At 70.3% G+C, this 18,108-nt stretch carries 14 protein-coding genes and 1 pseudogene; 8 read left to right on the top strand and 7 right to left on the bottom strand.

What is annotated here, in order from left to right; all coding sequences use genetic code 11:
• Positions 1 to 5: 5 nt before the first annotated feature.
• Together ACQP1K_RS10895 and crtI are read right to left on the bottom strand one after the other, a co-directional pair.
• Positions 6 to 1,943 carry a DUF5914 domain-containing protein gene (locus tag ACQP1K_RS10895; RefSeq protein WP_433500759.1) on the bottom strand — a complete coding sequence of 646 codons (1,938 nt, stop codon included), beginning with the start codon at positions 1,941 to 1,943 and terminating at the stop codon, positions 6 to 8.
• On the bottom strand, positions 1,940 to 3,478 hold the full coding sequence (crtI, locus tag ACQP1K_RS10890) for a phytoene desaturase family protein (protein WP_433500758.1): 1,539 nt from the start codon (positions 3,476 to 3,478) through the stop codon (positions 1,940 to 1,942). The genes ACQP1K_RS10895 and crtI overlap by 4 nt, the downstream gene beginning before the upstream one ends.
• 185 nt (positions 3,479 to 3,663) lie before the next feature.
• Between crtI and ACQP1K_RS10885 the strand changes: the two genes are divergently transcribed.
• Positions 3,664 to 3,954 (top strand): hypothetical protein, encoded by a 291-nt coding sequence (locus ACQP1K_RS10885; RefSeq protein WP_433500757.1) that lies wholly within the window; start codon positions 3,664 to 3,666, stop codon positions 3,952 to 3,954.
• Positions 3,955 to 4,197: 243 nt separating this feature from the next.
• The gene (locus ACQP1K_RS10880; RefSeq protein ID WP_433500756.1) at positions 4,198 to 5,187 is read left to right on the top strand and encodes a YbgA family protein; all 990 of its coding nucleotides are present in this window, start codon (positions 4,198 to 4,200) and stop codon (positions 5,185 to 5,187) included.
• Positions 5,188 to 5,349: 162 nt separating this feature from the next.
• Here the strand turns inward: ACQP1K_RS10880 and ACQP1K_RS10875 are convergent, their stop codons facing one another.
• A complete protein-coding gene (locus ACQP1K_RS10875; protein ID WP_433500755.1) occupies positions 5,350 to 5,583 on the bottom strand; it encodes a hypothetical protein in 234 nt (77 codons plus the stop codon).
• A 323-nt stretch (positions 5,584 to 5,906) separates the two neighbouring features.
• Here ACQP1K_RS10875 and ACQP1K_RS10870 point away from each other — a divergent pair, with 323 nt between their 5' ends.
• A complete protein-coding gene (locus ACQP1K_RS10870) occupies positions 5,907 to 7,151 on the top strand; it encodes a hypothetical protein (RefSeq protein WP_433500754.1) in 1,245 nt (414 codons plus the stop codon).
• A gap of 193 nt (positions 7,152 to 7,344) precedes the next feature.
• Entirely contained in the window at positions 7,345 to 8,772 is a 1,428-nt protein-coding gene (gene gndA, locus ACQP1K_RS10865) for an NADP-dependent phosphogluconate dehydrogenase (protein ID WP_433500753.1), read from the top strand.
• A 120-nt stretch (positions 8,773 to 8,892) separates the two neighbouring features.
• Here gndA and ACQP1K_RS10860 read toward each other — a convergent pair whose 3' ends face one another.
• Entirely contained in the window at positions 8,893 to 10,503 is a 1,611-nt protein-coding gene (locus ACQP1K_RS10860; protein ID WP_433500752.1) for an MDR family MFS transporter, read from the bottom strand.
• A gap of 109 nt (positions 10,504 to 10,612) precedes the next feature.
• Here ACQP1K_RS10860 and ACQP1K_RS10855 point away from each other — a divergent pair, with 109 nt between their 5' ends.
• The 3 genes from ACQP1K_RS10855 to ACQP1K_RS10845 all read left to right on the top strand — a co-directional run bounded on the left by ACQP1K_RS10855 (position 10,613) and on the right by ACQP1K_RS10845 (position 14,169).
• Positions 10,613 to 11,191: a TetR/AcrR family transcriptional regulator gene (locus tag ACQP1K_RS10855; protein ID WP_433500751.1), complete on the top strand. Its 579-nt coding sequence runs from the start codon at positions 10,613 to 10,615 to the stop codon at positions 11,189 to 11,191.
• 9 nt (positions 11,192 to 11,200) lie between these two features.
• A complete protein-coding gene (locus tag ACQP1K_RS10850) occupies positions 11,201 to 11,602 on the top strand; it encodes a nitroreductase family deazaflavin-dependent oxidoreductase (protein ID WP_433501534.1) in 402 nt (133 codons plus the stop codon).
• A gap of 77 nt (positions 11,603 to 11,679) precedes the next feature.
• Complete coding sequence (locus tag ACQP1K_RS10845; protein ID WP_433501533.1) at positions 11,680 to 14,169, top strand: DEAD/DEAH box helicase; 2,490 nt, start codon at positions 11,680 to 11,682, stop codon at positions 14,167 to 14,169.
• Positions 14,170 to 14,466: 297 nt separating this feature from the next.
• Here ACQP1K_RS10845 and ACQP1K_RS10840 read toward each other — a convergent pair whose 3' ends face one another.
• Together ACQP1K_RS10840 and ACQP1K_RS10835 are read right to left on the bottom strand one after the other, a co-directional pair.
• Positions 14,467 to 15,042, bottom strand: a complete 576-nt coding sequence (locus tag ACQP1K_RS10840) for a TetR family transcriptional regulator (protein WP_433500750.1) — start codon at positions 15,040 to 15,042, stop codon at positions 14,467 to 14,469.
• Between the two features lie 23 nt (positions 15,043 to 15,065).
• Positions 15,066 to 16,314, bottom strand: a pseudogene (locus ACQP1K_RS10835) (RNA-guided endonuclease InsQ/TnpB family protein).
• Positions 16,315 to 16,462: 148 nt separating this feature from the next.
• Between ACQP1K_RS10835 and ACQP1K_RS10830 the strand changes: the two are divergent.
• The gene (locus ACQP1K_RS10830) at positions 16,463 to 16,747 is read left to right on the top strand and encodes a hypothetical protein (RefSeq protein WP_433500749.1); all 285 of its coding nucleotides are present in this window, start codon (positions 16,463 to 16,465) and stop codon (positions 16,745 to 16,747) included.
• A 202-nt stretch (positions 16,748 to 16,949) separates the two neighbouring features.
• On the opposite strand, the gene dusB is transcribed toward ACQP1K_RS10830, so the two are convergent.
• Positions 16,950 to 18,065 carry a tRNA dihydrouridine synthase DusB gene (dusB, locus tag ACQP1K_RS10825; protein WP_433500748.1) on the bottom strand — a complete coding sequence of 372 codons (1,116 nt, stop codon included), beginning with the start codon at positions 18,063 to 18,065 and terminating at the stop codon, positions 16,950 to 16,952.
• Positions 18,066 to 18,108 lie beyond the last annotated feature (43 nt).

The raw sequence follows: 18,108 nt of genomic DNA, 5'->3' as shown, positions 1-18,108 counted from the left end.
GGCCGTCAGCCCGGGAAACGGCCCGTGCTGCGCAACGCCCAGCGGCGCTCGGCGTAGGCGAGGTCGTCGCGCCACAACCGGCCGGCCGTCGCACGCAACAGCGGGCGCACCAGCGGCGCCATCGCGCGGGCCACGGTGAACCCCGGGCGGTCGGAGACGGCGATCACCGCCTCGACGACCGCGGTCACCGGGGTGGCCGCGCCGGGCGGGCTCAGCGGCGTGGCGTGCGTCTCCACCACCGACCCCCGGCCCTCGCCCTCGGTGATGCGCATCACGACCGAGCGCGGACCCGGGGCGGTGAAGACGGCCCTGACCGGGACCACCACGCGGCCCGCGACCTTGAAGGACACCTCGACGGCGACGCCGTCGTCGCCGTCGGCTGACCCGCCTCCGTCCGCTGCGGCGTCCGGCACGGTGAGGTCGACGAAGGAGTACGGGTGCAGCCACCCGCCGTGCCAGGGGTCGAGACGGTTGGCGACCACGTCCTCCGGTTCGCACCGGCCGACACCGGTGTAAACGGCGCTCACGGCGCCGAGAAGGCTCGGCCGCGTGGGCACCGGGGGCCGCTCCGTCGGTTCCTCGCCGCCGGCGTGGTCCAGGCGCACCCACAGCAGCACCCCGTCGTCGTAGGCGGGGATCGGCTCCCATCCGGGCATCGGGTCGCCGTTCAGGGTCAGCCCGTGCCAGTGGCAGATCAACGTTCCGCACCTCACCCGGGCGTCCCTGAGCGGCGCGCCCAGATGCGGGCACACGCCGGGGCCCGCCCGCAGCACCTCCCCGGCGTCGCGCCAGAGCACGACTTCGGTCCCGGCAACCGTGCGGCCAAGCGGCCGGTCCCGGGGCAGGTCGCGGGTGGCCCCCACGGCGTACCAGTTGCCGGAGGCGCGCATCTGCGCGCGCTTGACCGCCTCGTCGATGCGGCCCGGCCTGGCCTGACGCCAGGTGGGCGGCTGCCCCTCCCAGGGCACGGGCACGCGACGCAGGCGCAGCGGCACCCGGCTCCTGCCGCCGGCCGCCACGCGAGCCGCCGTGACCCGGGCCAGACCGCCGAGCGCCACGGCCGCCCGGCGGGTGCTCGGCACGACGGCCCTGCCGTGCACCACGGCGTATCCGCCGGCCTCGACGGCCCGGAGAATGTCGCGGTAGAGGATGAAGGCGGTGCGGACGCAGGGACGTGAGAGCGGGTCGAGCATGGCGATGCCGGGGGCCGCCTGCCGGTACACGCCCCGGGTCAGGTCGGAGGCCGCCCGGAGGGCCTGGGTGATCCGGGCGTCGTGGCCGCCGGTCCGCCTGCTCCACGCCAGCAGCTCCCGGTCGACGCCGTGCGCGGTGAGCAGATCGGCGGGAAGGTAGACGCGGCCCCGGTCGAGATCCTCACCGACGTCTCGCAGGAAGTTGGTCAGCTGGAAGGCGACGCCCAGCGCGGCGGCGTGCGTGGCCGCCTCCTCGGCAGGGGTGACGGTGCCGAGTACGGGCAGCATCTGCAGTCCGATGACGGCGGCAGAACCATGCATATAACGGCACAGATCGGCGTAAGTAGGGTAATCCGTGACCTCCAGGTCGGCGAGCATCGAGTCCAGGAAGTCGTCGAAGTACGCGGCGTCGATGCCGTACCTGTGGGCGGTGTCGGCGAGCGCCGCCACGACCGGCTCCCCGCGATGACCGTCGCCGCGCAGCGCGGCGTGCAGTTCTTCGCGCAGTGCCCGCAGCGCCGCCGCGCGCTCGTCGACGCCGGCCTCGCTGCCGAGATCGTCGACGATGTCGTCCGCCCGGCGGGCGAATCCGTACAACGCGTGCACGGCGGGCCTGCGTTCGACGGGCAGCAGCCGGGTGGCCAGGAAGTAGGTCTTGCCGTGCCGGGCGTTGATCCGGCGGCAGCACTCGTAGGCCGCGCGCAGATCGGGATCGGCGATGCCCGCCGCGTCGAGTTCCCGGGCGCTCACGGCGCGGATCCCCGACGCCGGGCGGGAGTGGCGGCGGACCGGCGGCGCCGCCCGCCGTTCACGCCGGTGACGCGCGCGGCGGCGAGCCTCCCGGAGATCAGGACGGTGGGCACGCCGACGCCCGGTGTGGTGCCGCACCCGGCGAGGACCGCGTTGTCCGTGCCGCGCACCAGGTTGCGCGGGCGGAACGGCCCGGTCTGAGCGAACGTGTGGGCGGCCGAGAAGGGAGTGCCTGCCGCGTGCCCCGCCGCGGTCCAGTCGGCCGGCGTCACCAGACACTCCCGCTCGACGGCCTCGCCGATCCCGGCGAGGCCGCGCCGGTCGAGTTCGGCCAGCAGCCGGTCGCGGTAGCGCGGCCCGAGGTCGGACCATTCCCGCGCGCCCGGCCCTATGTCGGTGTTGGGACACGGGGCCAGGATGTAGTGGACGTGACGGCCGGGCGGCGCGAGCGAGGGATCGGTCGCCGTCGGCCGGGTGATGAGCAGCGAAGGATCCGTCATGAGGCCTCCGATTCGGGTGAGCTCACGGAACGTGCCCTCCCATGCCGCGCCGAACGAGATGGTGTGATGCGCCAGTTCAGGCCAGGTGCGGTCGGTGCCCGTGTACAGAATCATCGCCGACGGCGAGTAACGCAGCGGTAGCAGGCGCCGGGGCCGGCGGCCAAGGAGGCGATAAGTGATGGGCAGGTCGGCGGTGAGCACCACGGCATCGCAGGGAATCCGGTCCTGTTCGGTGATCACCGCGGTGATCCGCCGGCCCGCCCGCTCCAGCCGGGTCACATCGTGCCCGTACCGAATGTCGGCTCCGGCGTCCAGCGCCGCGTCCGCCATCGCCCTCGGCAGGGCGTGCATGCCGCCCCGGGGGAAGTAGACCCCGGCGACCGTGTCCATGTAGGCGATGACCGCGTACGCGGCCAGCGCCCGGGCCGGCGCCAGGCCCACGTACAGCGACTGGAAGGAGAACACCCGGCGCAACCGCTCGTCCGAGAGAAACCTGCCGACGCGCGCATCCAGCCTGCCGAAGGCGCCGAGCGCCGCGAGGCGGGCCAGGTCGGGATGGAGAAGCTGCAGCGGCGAGTCGAAGTTCGCGTCGATGAAGCGGCGCATCTGGGCCCGGTACAACCGCTCCAGCCAGACGCGCAGGCACCGGTATCCGGCGGCCTCCCCCGGTCCGGCGAACCGCTCCACCTCGGCCTCCATGGCCGCCGCATCCGTGTGCACGTCCAGGCTCGTGCCGTCGGCGAAACGCGCCCGGTAGGCGGGGTGCAGGCCGATGACCTCGAGACGGTCGCGCAGAGACCGGCCGACCGCCGCGAACGCCTCCTCTGCCAGGTGCGGCATGGTCAGCACGGTGGGACCGGTGTCGATGAGGTAGCCGCCCAGCTCGATGCGGCCCGCCCGGCCGCCGGGCAGGCGGTCGCGTTCGACGATCGTCACGCGCCGTCCGGCGCCGAGCAGGTGCAGCGCGGCCGACAGCCCGGACAGCCCGGCTCCGACCACCACCACATGGTCCGTACGGCCCGGCACGGTCCTCATCTCGCCCCCTTCGTCACAGACGGTTACTTCCCGTGACCGGGGCGGCGGAACCGGGGAGCCGGACGTCGTAGATGCCACTGCGCCGATCGCATCGTTCATCGGTCCGCTATGGGCTGGATTGTTCGGGTTGTGCCATTTGTTCGCGGGTAGCCCCAGAGGAGACACATCCATATCAGGGGGATCGGATGATCAAAACGCTTCACCGGATGGGAATGCGCTCCAACATGGCGTACGGGGCGGGCTTCGCCTCCATCGGTGCCACGGTCGCCTCGTGGTTCCTCTCGATGCAGTTCGAACGGGCGGGCACGGCTCGGGCCGACCGCTGGGGGCTGTTCATCGGCGAGTGGGCCCCGACGTTCTTCGCGCTCGGCGTCGCCCTGCGCCTGGAGGAGATGAAGGAGGAGAAGGGCCGCGAGGCTCCGGAGTTCGAGGAGCAGCGTGCGGACATCCGCCAGCCCGCACGGGCGGGGATGTAGCGCCGCTGCCGCCGCCACGGCGATGGAGGGACCGCCTTCCGGGAGCGACGCGATGACGCGCCCCCGGCCGTGGCGCGAGACCGCGGGCGGTCGGCGAAGCGGGCCGTTCGCTGTGCCGGCCGCACACCCGCGGCATCCTGCTGCCGGAGCCCGTCCCGTCCCGCCGGGAAACGTACCGTCCGGCCCTCGCGCCGGCGTAGCGAGTTCAGCCGGCGTATCGAGCCCAACGGAATCGGCACCGACATGAACTCACACATCACCGACACGACCGCCGAAAGCGGAGCCGGACACGTCAGGCCGCGAGTGGCGGTGTCCAGTTGCCTGCTCGGCGAACCCGTACGGTTCAACGCGGGCCACAGTCGCGACCGTTTCCTGGCCGACCAACTGTCGCGGTTCGTGGACTGGGTCCCGATCTGCCCCGAAATGGAGCTCGGTCTGGGAACACCGCGCGAAACGCTCCGGCTTGAACGGCGTCCCGGCGGCCCTCACCTCATCACCGGGAAGACCGGCAGGGATCTGACCGAGGCGATGACGTCCTTGGCTGCGGCGAGGGCTGCGACGCTGGACGTGGACGGGTACGTCTTCAAGTCCAGGAGCCCCAGTTGCGGCACCCACGGCATCCCCGCCTATGTGGGCTCGGCGGCAGCCGACCGGCGCAACCGGGGCGTGTTCGCCGCCCGGATCATCGACGCACACCCGCTCCTGCCGGTGGAGGACGAGGGCCGGCTGAACGACGAGGTGATCCGGGAGGCGTTCATCGAGCGGATCTTCGCCCATGCCCGGCTACGGGCGTTCCTCTCGGCCGGCATGTCGCCCCGTGCCCTCGTCGCCTTCCACGCCCGCCACAAGCTGCAGATCCTCGCGCACGACCCCGCGAGCTACCGCCGTCTGGGGCGGCTCGTCGCACAGGCGGGCACTCTCGCCGGGGACCGGCTCGCCGCCGACTACGCCGAGGCGTTCCGCGCGGCGCTGGCCGTACGCGCGACCGTCGGCCGCAACGTCAACGTGCTGCAGCACTGCCTGGGCATGGTGAGCGATGACCTGGATCGCGTCCGGCGGGCCGATCTCGTCGAGGCCATCCATGACTATCAGCGCCACCTGGTGCCGTTGAGCGTGCCGCTGGCCCTGCTGCGACACCACGCACACGGAGCGGGCGCCACCTACCTGTACGGTCAGACCTACCTGTCGCCCTATCCGCACGAGTTGGCCCTGCGCCATCACATCCCCGCCTGACCGCAGACGCTCCCGACCGGGGAACAGCGCGATTCCAGAGCCGGCGACCACCCGGGACGCACCGAGTCCGTCGACTGTCCGGGCGCACAGAACCCGGCATGCCCGCGAAGATCTTCCCAGGCCCGGCGGGGAGATCCCGCCGCCCCGCTCGGAGCGGCGAGGTCACTGCGACGGGGCGGACAGCCGGTCGAAGAGCTCCAGCGCGGCCCGGCGGACGTCCTCGGGAGTGAGGCCGTCCAGGGTGGTCCGCGCGTGGGCGGCGTCCCGTGTGGTGGCGCAGGTGATCGCTACGGATCTGGCGGCGGTGTGGTGCAGTGACCCCTCGGGCATGCTGTCGGCGATCTCCTGGGCGCTCGCGGCCAGATCGAGATTGTCCCTGCTGAATGAACCGGTCAAGACGATCTCCCTCGGATCGTGGCGGCTGTGGCCATTATTCCGCGACGCCTCCGTCACCATGCGTCGATCCGCCACTCCGTGGCCCTGTGCGTGCGGGTCATCTGACGATCTGGAGCAGCGCCATCCGCCGTGCCCGGGCGGGCTCGGCGAGCCGCGGCGGCCCCCTGCGGTGTGCCGCGGGCGGCCGGCAAGGAGGCGCCCTCACCCTGTCACATGGCGGGCCCCTCATCGGGGCGAGCCCCAGTTTCCGTCACATCGGACGGCGCGCTTCTGGAATGATCCCGTTGGAAATCACATCGGACGTCGAGAGACCGTGACTACTGATGCCCCCCATTGATCAACTGACCGTCTTCGCATCCGACCATCCGGTCGAAGCGGTCATCATCTCTATCTTCGCCCTGATCCTGCTGACCCTGGCCTTCTTCGCGCTGCGCGCGCTGATCCGGCTCCTGCGCCGCTGGGCCGCCGGCCGTCCCGCCGAGGACATCCTGACGATCGTCGCCGCCAGCATCGCCACCGGCGTCTCCGCCCAGGGCATGTGGCGCTTCTCCGGGGACGTGCTCGGCTTCGACGGCCCGCTGCGGCTGCTGCTCTTCGCGTTCATCGAGGTCGCGGTGATCACCAGCGCCGTACGGGCCCGGCGCAACATGCGGGAGAACTACTCGGCCGGCATCGACGGCATCGCCGTATGGGCGCTCACCGGCCTGTCGGCCGTGCTGTCGAGCATGGACGCCCGCAGCGTGGCCGAGGCCATCTTCCGTCTCGCCGCACCGCTCGTGGCCGCCTGGCTGTGGGAGCGGGGCATGGCGATCGAACGGCACCGCATCACCGGCCGCTCCCGCATCAACTGGCGGATCACCCCGGAGCGGATGCTGGTCCGCATCGGGCTGGCCGAGGCGGGCGACCGCACCACGAGCGAGGTGGACGCCCACCGCAGGCTCACCCGGGTGGCGCTGGCCGCGAAGAAGGCCCGCGCGCTGCGCGAGGCGGGCGCCTCCGATCGCAAGATGCGCGCCGCGCTGGCCAGGCTCGACAAGGCCATGGACCGCGCGGTCGAGTACACCGGCCTCGCCGTGGACGACAAGCGGCAGGAGGCGCTGCTCTCCCAGATCGGCGCGCTCTACAACACCTCCGCTCTGCTCGACCTCACCCCGCCGGTCCCGTGGGCGCCCGAGCCGCCGAGCGACGTCGCCGCTCCCCCGGCGGCCCTGCCCAGGTCCCAGGTCGCCTACCTGGTCGACGACGAGGACGACGAGCACGGCCCGGCCGAGCCCGCCCCGCCCACCGTCGACACGGCCGAGCGCGCGGCGCGGATCCGCGCCGCGCGGCAGTACTGGGAGCAGCAGATCGAGCGCAAGTACGTCCCCCGGGCCGGGGACATCGCCCAGGAGGTCGGCATCCCGCTCGCCACGGCGAAGAAGTACCGCGCGCTGTGGAAGCTGGAGCCCCGGGCACACGCGCTGCTGGAGGCGGCGTACCGGGAGCACGGCATCATCGACACCGGCACGTTCCCTGCCATCGAGGTGCCCGAGCCCGTGCTCAGCGTGAACGGTTCCGCCTCGCACTGAGGTCACCCGTGCGGGTCCGCGGCCGGTCCGGCCGCGGTGGCCAGGCCGGTGGCGCGGACCCGAGCGGTCGTCCGCCGCCGGCCCCCGCCCCCGGCCCCGGCACGCGGATCCCCGCCGCCGGGATCGAGGCGGCCCGTTCCGGCATCTGAACACGCCTCAGTGGTTCGGCCCTCGGCGGTATATGACTAGAGGCATGAACAAGGCAGATATCGGAGTGACCGGGCTGGCGACCATGGGTCGCAACCTGGCGAGGAATTTCGCCCATCACGGCCATGTGGTGGCGGTGCACAACCGCACGAACAGCCGCACCACCGCCTTCATGGAGCAGCACCGCGACGAGGGCGCCTTCCTGGCGGCCGATTCCGTCAAGGAGTTCGTCGACGCCCTGCAGCGGCCCCGCAAGGCGATCATCATGGTCAAGGCCGGGGCGCCCACCGACACAGTGATCGAGGAGCTCGCCGCCCACATGGAGCCGGGCGACATGATCATCGATGGGGGCAACGCCCACTACGCGGACACCCGCCGCAGGGAGGCCGCGCTGCGGGAGCGGGGCATCCACTTCGTCGGCGCCGGGATCTCCGGCGGCGAGGAGGGTGCGCTCAACGGCCCGAGCATCATGCCCGGCGGCGATCCGGAGGCGTACAAGACGCTCGGCCCGCTGCTGGAGGACGTCGCCGCGAAGGTCGACGGGACGCCGTGCTGTGTGCACGTCGGACCCGACGGCGCGGGACATTTCGTCAAGATGGTGCACAACGGCATCGAATATTCGGACATGCAGCTCATCGCGGAGTCCTACGACCTGCTCAGGCAGGCGCTCGGACTCAGCCCGCAGGAGCTGGCCGACGTCTTCCGCGAGTGGAACCGGGGCGACCTCGAGTCGTACCTCATCGAGATCACCGCCGAGGTGCTGGGCCACACCGACGCCGAGACGGGCCGGCCGTTCGTCGACGTCGTGGTGGACCAGGCCGAGCAGAAGGGCACCGGCCGCTGGACCGTGCAGAGCGCGCTGGACCTCGGCGTGCCGGTGACGGGCATCGCCGAGGCCGTGTTCGCCCGCGCCCTCTCGGGCCACCCCGACCAGCGGACGGCCGCCCGCTCGCTCGCCGGGCCGCAGGAGCAGGGCGTCGCCTCCGGCGGCGATCTGGTCGAGGACGTGCGGCGGGCGCTGTACGCATCCAAGATCGTCGCGTACGCCCAGGGATTCGACCAGATCGCCGCGGCGAGCACGGAGTACGGCTGGAAGATCGACCCCGGCGCCATGGCGACCATCTGGCGGGGCGGCTGCATCATCAGGGCGCGGTTCCTCGACCGGATCCGGGAGGCGTACGAGGCCCGGCCGACCCTGCCGACGCTGCTGGTCGATCCGACCTTCGCGGCCGCGCTCGCCGACGCCCAGGGCTCCTGGCGGCGCGTGGTGGCCACGGCGGCGACGATCGGCGTCCCGACTCCCGGCTTCTCCTCGGCGCTCGCGTACTACGACGCGCTGCGGCGGGACCGGCTGCCCGCGGCACTCCTGCAGGGGCTGCGCGACTTCTTCGGCGCGCACACCTATCGCCGGGTCGACCGTGAGGGTGTCTTCCACACCGACTGGTCCGGCGACCGGGTCGAGCGGCCCGCCTGACCCCGGCTGCCCGAACCGACACGATCGTACGGCTCACGCCCGGCGTGGGCGTGAGCCGTACGCGACGTGCCGGCCCGGTGGTCACTCGCGTGAGTCGTACGCGACGTGCCGGCCCGGCGGTCACTCGAAGGCGGCCACCGCCGCCGGCTCGGCCGACTCGCGGCCCGGCTCCCCGTTCCGACCGGGAGCGCCACTGCGCAGCGGCACGTGCTTGATGAACGCGGCGATCACCGGCACCAGCGCGGCGAACAGCAGCGACCACACGAAGACCGAGCCGATCGCCCCGGCCAGCGCCTCCAGGAACCCGGTCTTGATCTGCGGCGGCAGCTGCTCGAGGAAGCTCTTCTCGATCTGGCCGCCGCCACCCGCGCCGGCCACGACGGCCGCCTCCGGACCGAGCTTCTCGGTGATCTCGGCGGCGAGCCGGTTGTTGAAGACCGCGCCGAACAGCGAGATGCCGAACGACCCGCCGATCGAGCGGAAGAACGTGGCGGCGCTGCTGGCCACGCCCATGTCCTTCTGTTCCACGCTGTTCTGCGCGATCAGCATGGTCGTCTGCATGAGGAAGCCCATGCCGAGGCCGAGGACGGCGATGAACACGCCGGTCTGCCACAGCGGGGTGTAGGCGTCCTGGAAGGCCAGCAGGACCATGCCGACCGCCATGATCGTCCCGCCCAGCACCGGGTACATCTTGTACCTGCCGGTCTGGGTGATCGCCTTGCCGACGAACAGCGACACGACCATGGACGAGGCCATCATCGGCAGCAGGAGCAGCCCGGAGTTGGTGGCCGAGGCGCCCTGCACGATCTGCTGGAACATCGGCAGGAAGGTGATCGCGCCGAACATCGCGAAGCCGAGCAGGAAGCCCAGCACGTTGATCAGCGTGAAGTTGCGGTCGCGGAACACGTGCAGCGGCATGATCGGCTCGGCCGCCCGCCGCTCGATCGGGATGAACAGGGCCAGCGCCACGACCGCCAGGCCGGCGAGCCCGAGGATCTGCCAGGAGCCCCAGGGATAGCCGTGCTTCTGGCCGCCCCACGACGTGACCAGCACGATCGCGGTGATGCCGACGGTGAGCACGGCGGCGCCGTACCAGTCGATGCGGTGCTCGGTGCGGTGCTTGGGCAGACGCAGCTTGAGTATCAGCCAGATCAGCGCCACGCCGCCGAGCGGGAGGTTCACGTAGAAGGCCCAGCGCCAGTCCAGGTGGTCGGTGATGAAGCCGCCGACGAGCGGGCCCGCGATCATCGCCAGAGACATGATCGCGGCCATGATGCCCTGGTACTGACCACGCTCACGCGGCGACACCAGATCGCCGATGATCGCCATCACGCCGACGATGAGCCCGCCCGCGCCGAGTCCCTGCAGCGCCCGGAACGCGATCAGCTCGATCATCCCGCCGTCGGTGCCGCCGAACAGCACGGAGCCGGCCATGCCGCACAGCGCGGAGCCGACCAGGAAGATGACGATCGAGCTCAGGAAGATGTTCTTGCGCCCGTAGAGGTCGCCGAGCTTGCCCCAGATCGGCGTCGAGACCGTGGTGCCCAGCACGTACGAGGTGGTGACCCAGGTGAAGTAGTCCAGGCCCTGGAGCTCTCCGACGATCCTCGGCATCGCGGTGCCGACGATCATGTTGTCCAGCATCGCCAGCATCATCGCCAGCAACAGGCCGGGTAAAACGATCATCACTTCCCTGGACCGGCCGGCCGGCGCGGCCGAGGTCTCCGTCATGTGGGTGCCCCCTTGCAGGAATGTGCCTACTTGCCAACCGGCTAGTGACCAGCGTTACGGTAAAGTGCTTACTTGCCGGCCGTCAAGTTGAATAAGGACCAAAGCAGGCATGGGTACACAGAGAGATACGAGAACCCGTATCCAGGACGTCGCCATCCGGCTCTTCACGGAGCAGGGGTACGAGGCCACTTCGCTACGGGAGATCGCCGAAGCCCTCGGCGTGACCAAGGCGGCACTTTACTACCACTTCAAGTCCAAAGAGGACATCATAGCCAGCCTCATCGAGGACCATGCCCAGGCGCTCGACGAGCTGATCGACTGGACGCGCCGGCAGCCCGCGACCCCGCAGACCCGCCAGGAGGTCATCCGGCGCTACGCCGCGAAGATGACGGACGGGCGCCACCACGAGGTGATGCGGCTCATGCAGCGCAACCAGGCGGCGCTGCACGGCATGCGCAAGCCCGAGCTGATACGCAAGCGGATGCAGGAGCTCATCGACGTGCTCAGCGCGCCCGACGACCCCCTGGCGATCCGGCTCAGGCGCTCGATGGCGCTCTTCGCGCTGCACGCCGTCTGGTTCTCGCCGCCGGAGGACGACCTGACCCCCCGGCAGCGCATGGAGGCGGCTCTCGAGGTCGCCTTGGAACTGGCCGACGCCGCCGATCGGGTACGGCGTCACGATGGGTAGGTGAACATCATGCTGTTCGGACAGGAACATGTGAAGCGCTATCTGGAGACCCACGGCGCGGAGGGCCACGACTGGCAGGGCACGACGGTCGCGATCCTCACGACGACCGGCCGCAGATCGGGCCTGAAACGCAGCACGCCGCTGATCTACCAGCCGTACGGCGACGCCTACCTGGTCGTCGCCTCCAAGGGCGGGGCCGACGAGCACCCGCTGTGGTACCGCAACCTGCGGGCCGACCCCGAGGTGGAGTTCCAGATCAGGAGTGACCGGTTCCGCGGGCGGGCCCGTACGGCGACGCCGGAGGAGCGGCCGGACATGTGGCGGACGATGACCGCCACCTGGCCCGCCTACGACGAGTACGCCGCGAAGACCGACCGGGAGATCCCGATCGTCGTCATCGAACGCCGGTAGCCGCGGCGTGGCCCGCGGCACGCGTACGGTCGAAACAGTCCGAGGGCTTCGGCAGGATAGGAAGCGTGAGCGAAAGCATGAGCCTGATCCGGCGCCTCCCCCCTGACCCCGAACCCGACTCGCTGTTCGATACGTTCGTGGACTGGAACGCCGAACGCGGTCTCACGCTCTATCCGGCCCAGGAGGAGGCGCTGATCGAGGTCGTCTCCGGCAACAACCTGATCCTCGCCACCCCGACGGGGTCGGGCAAGAGCCTGGTGGCGGCGGGGGCCCACTTCGCCGCGCTGGCCAGGGACGAGGTGAGCTTCTACAGCGCGCCTATCAAGGCCCTGGTGTCGGAGAAGTTCTTCGATCTGTGCGCCGTATTCGGCACCGAGAACGTCGGCATGATGACCGGCGACGCCTCGGTCAACGCCGACGCCCCGATCATCTGCTGCACCGCCGAGATCCTCGCGCAGATCGCGCTGCGGGACGGCGCCGAGGCCGACGTCGGCACGGTGATCATGGATGAGTTCCACTTCTACGCCGAGCCCGACCGCGGCTGGGCCTGGCAGGTGCCGCTGCTGGAGCTGCCGCAGGCCCAGTTCGTGCTGATGTCGGCGACGCTCGGCGACGTCGAGCGCTTCGAGAAGGACCTCACCCGCCGCACCGGCCGCGCCACCTCGGTGGTCAAGCACGCCGAGCGCCCGGTCCCGCTGCTGTACTCCTATCGCGTGACGCCGCTGCACGAGACGCTGGAGGAACTGCTGTCCACCCAGCAGGCCCCGGTCTACGTCGTCCACTTCACCCAGGCGGCCGCGATGGAGCGGGCCCAGGCGCTGATGAGCATCAACGTGTGCTCGAAGGCGGAGAAGCAGGCGATCGCCGAGCTGATCGGCAACTTCCGGTTCACCACCCGCTTCGGCCGGGCGCTGTCCCGGCTCGTACGGCACGGCATCGGCGTCCACCACGCCGGGATGCTGCCCAAGTATCGCCGGCTGGTGGAGCGGCTGGCCCAGGCGGGGCTGCTGAAGGTGATCTGCGGCACCGACACGCTGGGCGTCGGGGTCAACGTCCCGATCAGGACGGTCCTGTTCACCGCGCTGTCGAAGTTCGACGGCAACCGGGTGCGGCGGCTGCGGGCGCGGGAGTTCCACCAGATCGCCGGGCGGGCCGGCCGGGCCGGATTCGACACCGTCGGCTACGTCGTCTGCCAGGCCCCCGATCACGTCATCGAGAACGAGCGGGCCCTCGCCAAGATCGGCGACGATCCGAAACGGCGGCGCGGCTACGCGCGCAAGAAGCCGCCGGAGGGCTTCGTCGGCTGGAGCCAGGAGACGTTCGAGAAGCTGCAGACGGCCGAGCCCGAGCCGCTGAACTCCCGGTTCAAGGTGAGCAACGCCATGCTGCTCGCGGTGATCAACCGGCCGGGCGACTGCTTCCAGGCGATGAAACGGCTGCTCACCGACAACCACGAGGACCGCAAGGCCCAGCGGCGGCACATCAGCCACGCGATCGCCATCTATCGCTCGCTGCTCACGGGCGGCATCGTGGAGGCGCTCGAAGAGCCCGACGAGCACGGCCGCCGGGCCCGGCTCACCGTCGACCTGCAGGAGGACTTCGCGCTCAACCAGGCGCTGTCGACGTTCGCGCTCGCCGCGTTCGAGCTGCTCGACGCCGAGTCCCCGACGTACGCGCTCGACCTGGTCTCGATCGTGGAGTCGACCCTCGACGACCCGCGGCAGATCCTGCACGCCCAGCTCAACAAGGCGCGCGCCGAGGCCGTCGCGGAGATGAAGGCCGACGGGATCGAGTACGAGGAGCGCATGGAGCGCCTCGCCGAGATCACCTATCCGATGCCGCTGGCCGACCTGCTCTTCGGCGCGTACGAGACCTACCGGCGCGGGCACCCGTGGGTCGGCGACCACACGGTCAGTCCCAAGACGATCGTGCGCGACATGTACGAGCGGGCCATGACGTTCACCGAGTACATCCAGTTCTACGAACTGGCCCGCTCGGAGGGGACGGTGCTGCGCTACCTCGCCGACGCCTATCGGACGCTGTCGAAGACCGTCCCCGAGCACCTCAAGACCGGCGACCTGCTCGACCTGATCGAATGGCTCGGCGAGCTGGTGCACCAGGTCGACTCCAGCCTGATCGACGAGTGGGAGAAGCTGGCCAACCCGTCGGCCGCGCTCGAGGCCGCCGACGAGCTGGAGGCCAGGACCAGGCCGGTCACCGCCAACACCCGCGCCTTCCGGGTGCTGGTGCGCAACGCGATGTTCCGCCTCGTCGAGCTCGCCTCCCTGGACCGCGAGGAGGAGCTGGTCGAGCTCTATCCGGACTTCGACTGGGGGGCCGCGCTCGACGCCTACTACGACGAGCACGACGAGATCGGGACCGGGCCCGCCGCCCGGGGACCGGCCCTCATCCTCATCGAGGAGGAGAAGGAGCTGTGGCGGGTGCGCCAGATCATCGACGACCCGGCGGGCCACCACGACTGGGGCATCAGCGCCGAGGTCGACCTCGCCGCCTCGGACGAGGAGGGGCACGCCGTGCTCCACGTCACCGGCTTCGATCAGCTCTGACAACCGTTCCCGGCTGAAACGCGAGCACTACTGTACAACCGGCCATTAGTGCCGTAGATTAATGGACGTCAGGCCATTAAGGTCGCGGAAACGGCTCCGGCCTGTGGACATGCAGATGATCTGCCTGCACAGGCTCGCCCGGGCCATCCGTGACCAACCCCCTTACGGAGTCGCATCATGTCCGGCCACACCCCTACCGCCCCATTCCGGAGACCGCCGCCCAGGAGTTCGCCGAGGCGACCACGAACCCGCCCCGCCTGTTCGACCTGGGCCGCCTGAACCCGAGCGGACGGCATCTCATCCGAACACCACGGTGCGCAGCAGCGCCGTCGTACGGTCGATCACCTCTTCCGGGGTCATCGTGGACAGGGGGCCGTCGGCGAGCACATAGCGACCGAAGGCGACGCCGTTGAGCACGGCGATGAACATCTCGACCCTGGCTTCGGCGTCCGCATCAGGGGACACCTCTCGGTAGGCGTCGACGCTCTGTTGCCGCATGGCCCGCATCAGCTCCCTGGCCACGGTGCGGTCGCCGGCGGAACTGCGCACCAGCGCCGTGAAGGACTCGGTGAGCTCGCCCGTCTCCATCCGCGTGATGAAGGTGCTCGCGACGCGTCGCGGGAGTCCTTCCAGGTCGCCGGCCACATTCTGGACGATCTGCTGGGGGGCCGCCGCGGTGGTGAAGAGGTCCTCCTTGGAGGAGAAGTGGAGCGTGACCAGGCCGTTGGAGACTCCGGCCCGTTCGGCGATCTTCCTGATCGTCGCTTTCTCGTAGCCCAGTTCCGCGAAGGTCGCGCGGGCCGCCTCGATGATCGCCGCGCGCTTGGCCTGCGGGTCCCGGGTTCTTCTTCTGGACTTATCCGGCTGTGGCATGGGTCTTACTGTACATACGGCCATTAGTAGTGCAAGGCATTGACTTCCTCCCCTCCCTGAAGGGAGGGGATTCCGACCGTCGCCGGTCGGATCTTCCTGCTTCACCGCCGGTCGCCTCGTCCGAGAGGACTCTCGTTGAGGTCTTACACCAGCTCCACAGGCGTTTTACCTCTCCGCCAGCCCGGCGGCGAGGATGTTACGTGCGGCGTTGACGTCCCGGTCGTGGACCGCCCCGCAGGCGCACTCCCACGACCGGACGTTCAGCGGCATCGCCTCGTGCAGGGTGCCGCACGCCGAGCACAGCTTGCTGCTGGGGAACCACCGGTCCACGGTCACCAGCGTGCGTCCGTACCAGGCGCACTTGTACTCCAGCATCGAGCGGAGTTCCCGCCAGGACGCATCGGAGATGGCGCGGGCCAGGCTGTGGTTGCGGACCATGGTGCGGACGGTCAGGTCTTCCACGGCGATCACTTGGTTCTCGCGAACAAGCCGTGTGGTGACCTTGTGCAGGAAGTCGCGCCGTCGGTCGGTGATCCGCGCGTACACGCGGGCGACCTTCAATCGGGCCTTCTCGCGGTTTTTCGAGCCCTTCTGCTTGCGGGCCAGGGCACGCTGCGCCTTGGCGAGCTTGCGCCGGTCACGCCGCTCATGCCGGGGGTTGGTGACCTTCTCCCCGGTGGAGAGCGTGACCAGGGCGGTGACCCCGGCGTCCACCCCAACCCGGTTCCCACTCGGGTCGAGTGGGCGGATCTTCTCCTCGACCAGAATCGACACGAACCACCGCCCGGCCGCGTCCCTGCTCACGGTGACCGTGGACGGCTCCGCCCCCTCCGGAAGCCGGCGCGACCACACGATGTTCAGCGGGCCGTCCATCTTCGCCAGGAACAGCCGCCCGTCCTTCCAGCGGAACGCGGAGCGGGTGTACTCCGCCGACGCACGCGAGCGCTTACGGGACTTGAACGCTGGGTACTTGGCTCGCTTGGCGAAGAAGTTCGCGAACGCCGCTTGCAGGTGCCGAAGCGCCTGCTGGAGCGGCACGCTGGACACCTCGTTGAGGAACGCCGGTTCCTCGGTGCGCTTCCAGGCGGTGAGCATCGCCGAGGTCTCCACGTAGGAGACCCGGCGGCCCTCTTGGGTGTAGGTGCGGGTCCGCTCCTCAAGAGCCTTGTTGTAGACCAGGCGCACGCACCCGAACGTCCGGGCAAGCTCCTCGGCCTGCTCGGGGGTCGGGTAGAAGCGGTACTTGTACGCCCGCTTCACAAGCTGCGCCATGCCTCACATTTTACCGTACGATCAGCTAAGCATCATGCAGGTGTTCGAGACGGCGGTTCGCCTGGCAGCGAACCGCCTATCCCTGCCCTGCTCCGCAGGGGTCCGATTCCTCCCCCGCCTGAAGGCGGGGGTCTCCTCGGAGGTCCTGATGAACGTTCGTCCACGGGGCTCGGAGCGAAGCAGCCGGCCCGTACACGGAAAGAAGCACCGCCGCATCGCACGGCTGCGTCCGGAGATCATCGCAGCGGTCAAGACCGCCGTCGACGCCGCGGCCACCCCGATCACGGAGGAAGGGCTCAGCCTCGAGAACGAGCTGCTGACCGGCCTGTTCACCCCCGAGGCCGCAGTGCTCGCGCGAAAGCAGCTCGCGGCCGGAGCCCAGACCCGCGAGGGCGAACGCCGCCTGGAGGAAATCCTCAACGCCGTCTACTGACCGACGCCCGCGCTCGGTCCCGAAGAGGCCCGGTCGGAACCCGGCCTTCACATGTCGAATGATCGGTGTCCGAGAGGGGGACTCGAATTCCTCGGGGACAGGGGCAACGTGGATCACCGGGACACATCGGCGGTCGCCGCCATCTCGCACGACATTGCTCGGCGATCTTTGCGAACGCACCCGGACGGTTGCGAACCCTCACCTAACCGCCGGAGGTGGGATCTTCGGCCTCGGCGCCGGGGACCGTCATGTCCTCGGGATCGTCCAGCCACCCGTGCGGCAGCACCACCTTGGCCCGCTCCCCGCTCTTGCCGCGCGGACCGTCGGCGACCCCGCCCGGCCAGGGCAGGCCGCGGTCCAGCTCGCCGAGGCGGTCGCGCAACTCGGCGAGGGCGGTGACGGCGGTGAGCGCGCGGCGGGTGTCCGCCCCGATCGTGAAGCCCTTCAGGTACCACCCCACGTGCTTGCGGAAGTCGGCCAGGCCGTGCGGCTCGTCGCCGATCACCTCGCACAGCAGCTCGGCGTGCCGGAACATCATGTCGGCGACCTCTCCGAGGCCGGGCCGCGTACGCTCGGCCGAGCCGTCGAAGGCCAGCGCCAGGTCGCGGAACAGCCATGGCCGCCCGAGGCAGCCGCGCCCGACGACGACGCCGTCGCAGCCGGTCCGCTCGACCATGCGCAGCGCGTCGTCGGCGCTCCAGATGTCGCCGTTGCCCAGCACCGGGATCTCCGGCACGGCCTCCTTGAGCCGGGTTATCGCGTCCCAGTCGGCGGCTCCGCCGTAGTGCTGCCGTGCCGTACGCGCGTGCAGTGCGATGGCGGCGACGCCCTCCTCCGCGGCGATCCGGCCCGCGTCGAGATAGGTCAGATGGTCCTCGTCGATGCCCTTGCGCATCTTCATCGTCACCGGCAGCGGCCCGGCGCCGGCGACCGCCTCCCTGAGGATGGCGCGCAGCAGGTTCCGCTTGTACGGCAGGGCCGACCCGCCGCCCCGCCTGGTGACCTTGGGCACAGGGCAGCCGAAGTTGAGATCGATGTGATCGGCCAGATCCTCCTCGTAGATCATCCTGGCGGCCCTGCCGATGATCACCGGGTCCACGCCGTAGAGCTGAACGCTGCGCGGGGTCTCGTGCTCGCCGAACCGAATCATGTGGAACGTCAGCGGCACCCGTTCCACCAGGGCCCGGGAGGTGATCATCTCGGAGACGAACAGCCCACCGCCCTGTTCCCGGCACAGTGTGCGGAAGCCGATGTTGGTGATGCCCGCCATCGGGGCGAGCACCACGGGAGGCCAGACGTCGAACGTGCCGATTTTCACGCTTACATTGTCGGGGTCCGGCGGCCTTGAGTACGCATCGGGA

The organism is Sphaerimonospora sp. CA-214678 (genome assembly GCF_050942215.1).
Classification (GTDB): domain Bacteria; phylum Actinomycetota; class Actinomycetes; order Streptosporangiales; family Streptosporangiaceae; genus Sphaerimonospora.
This window is presented reverse-complemented; position numbering and strand designations above follow the sequence as displayed.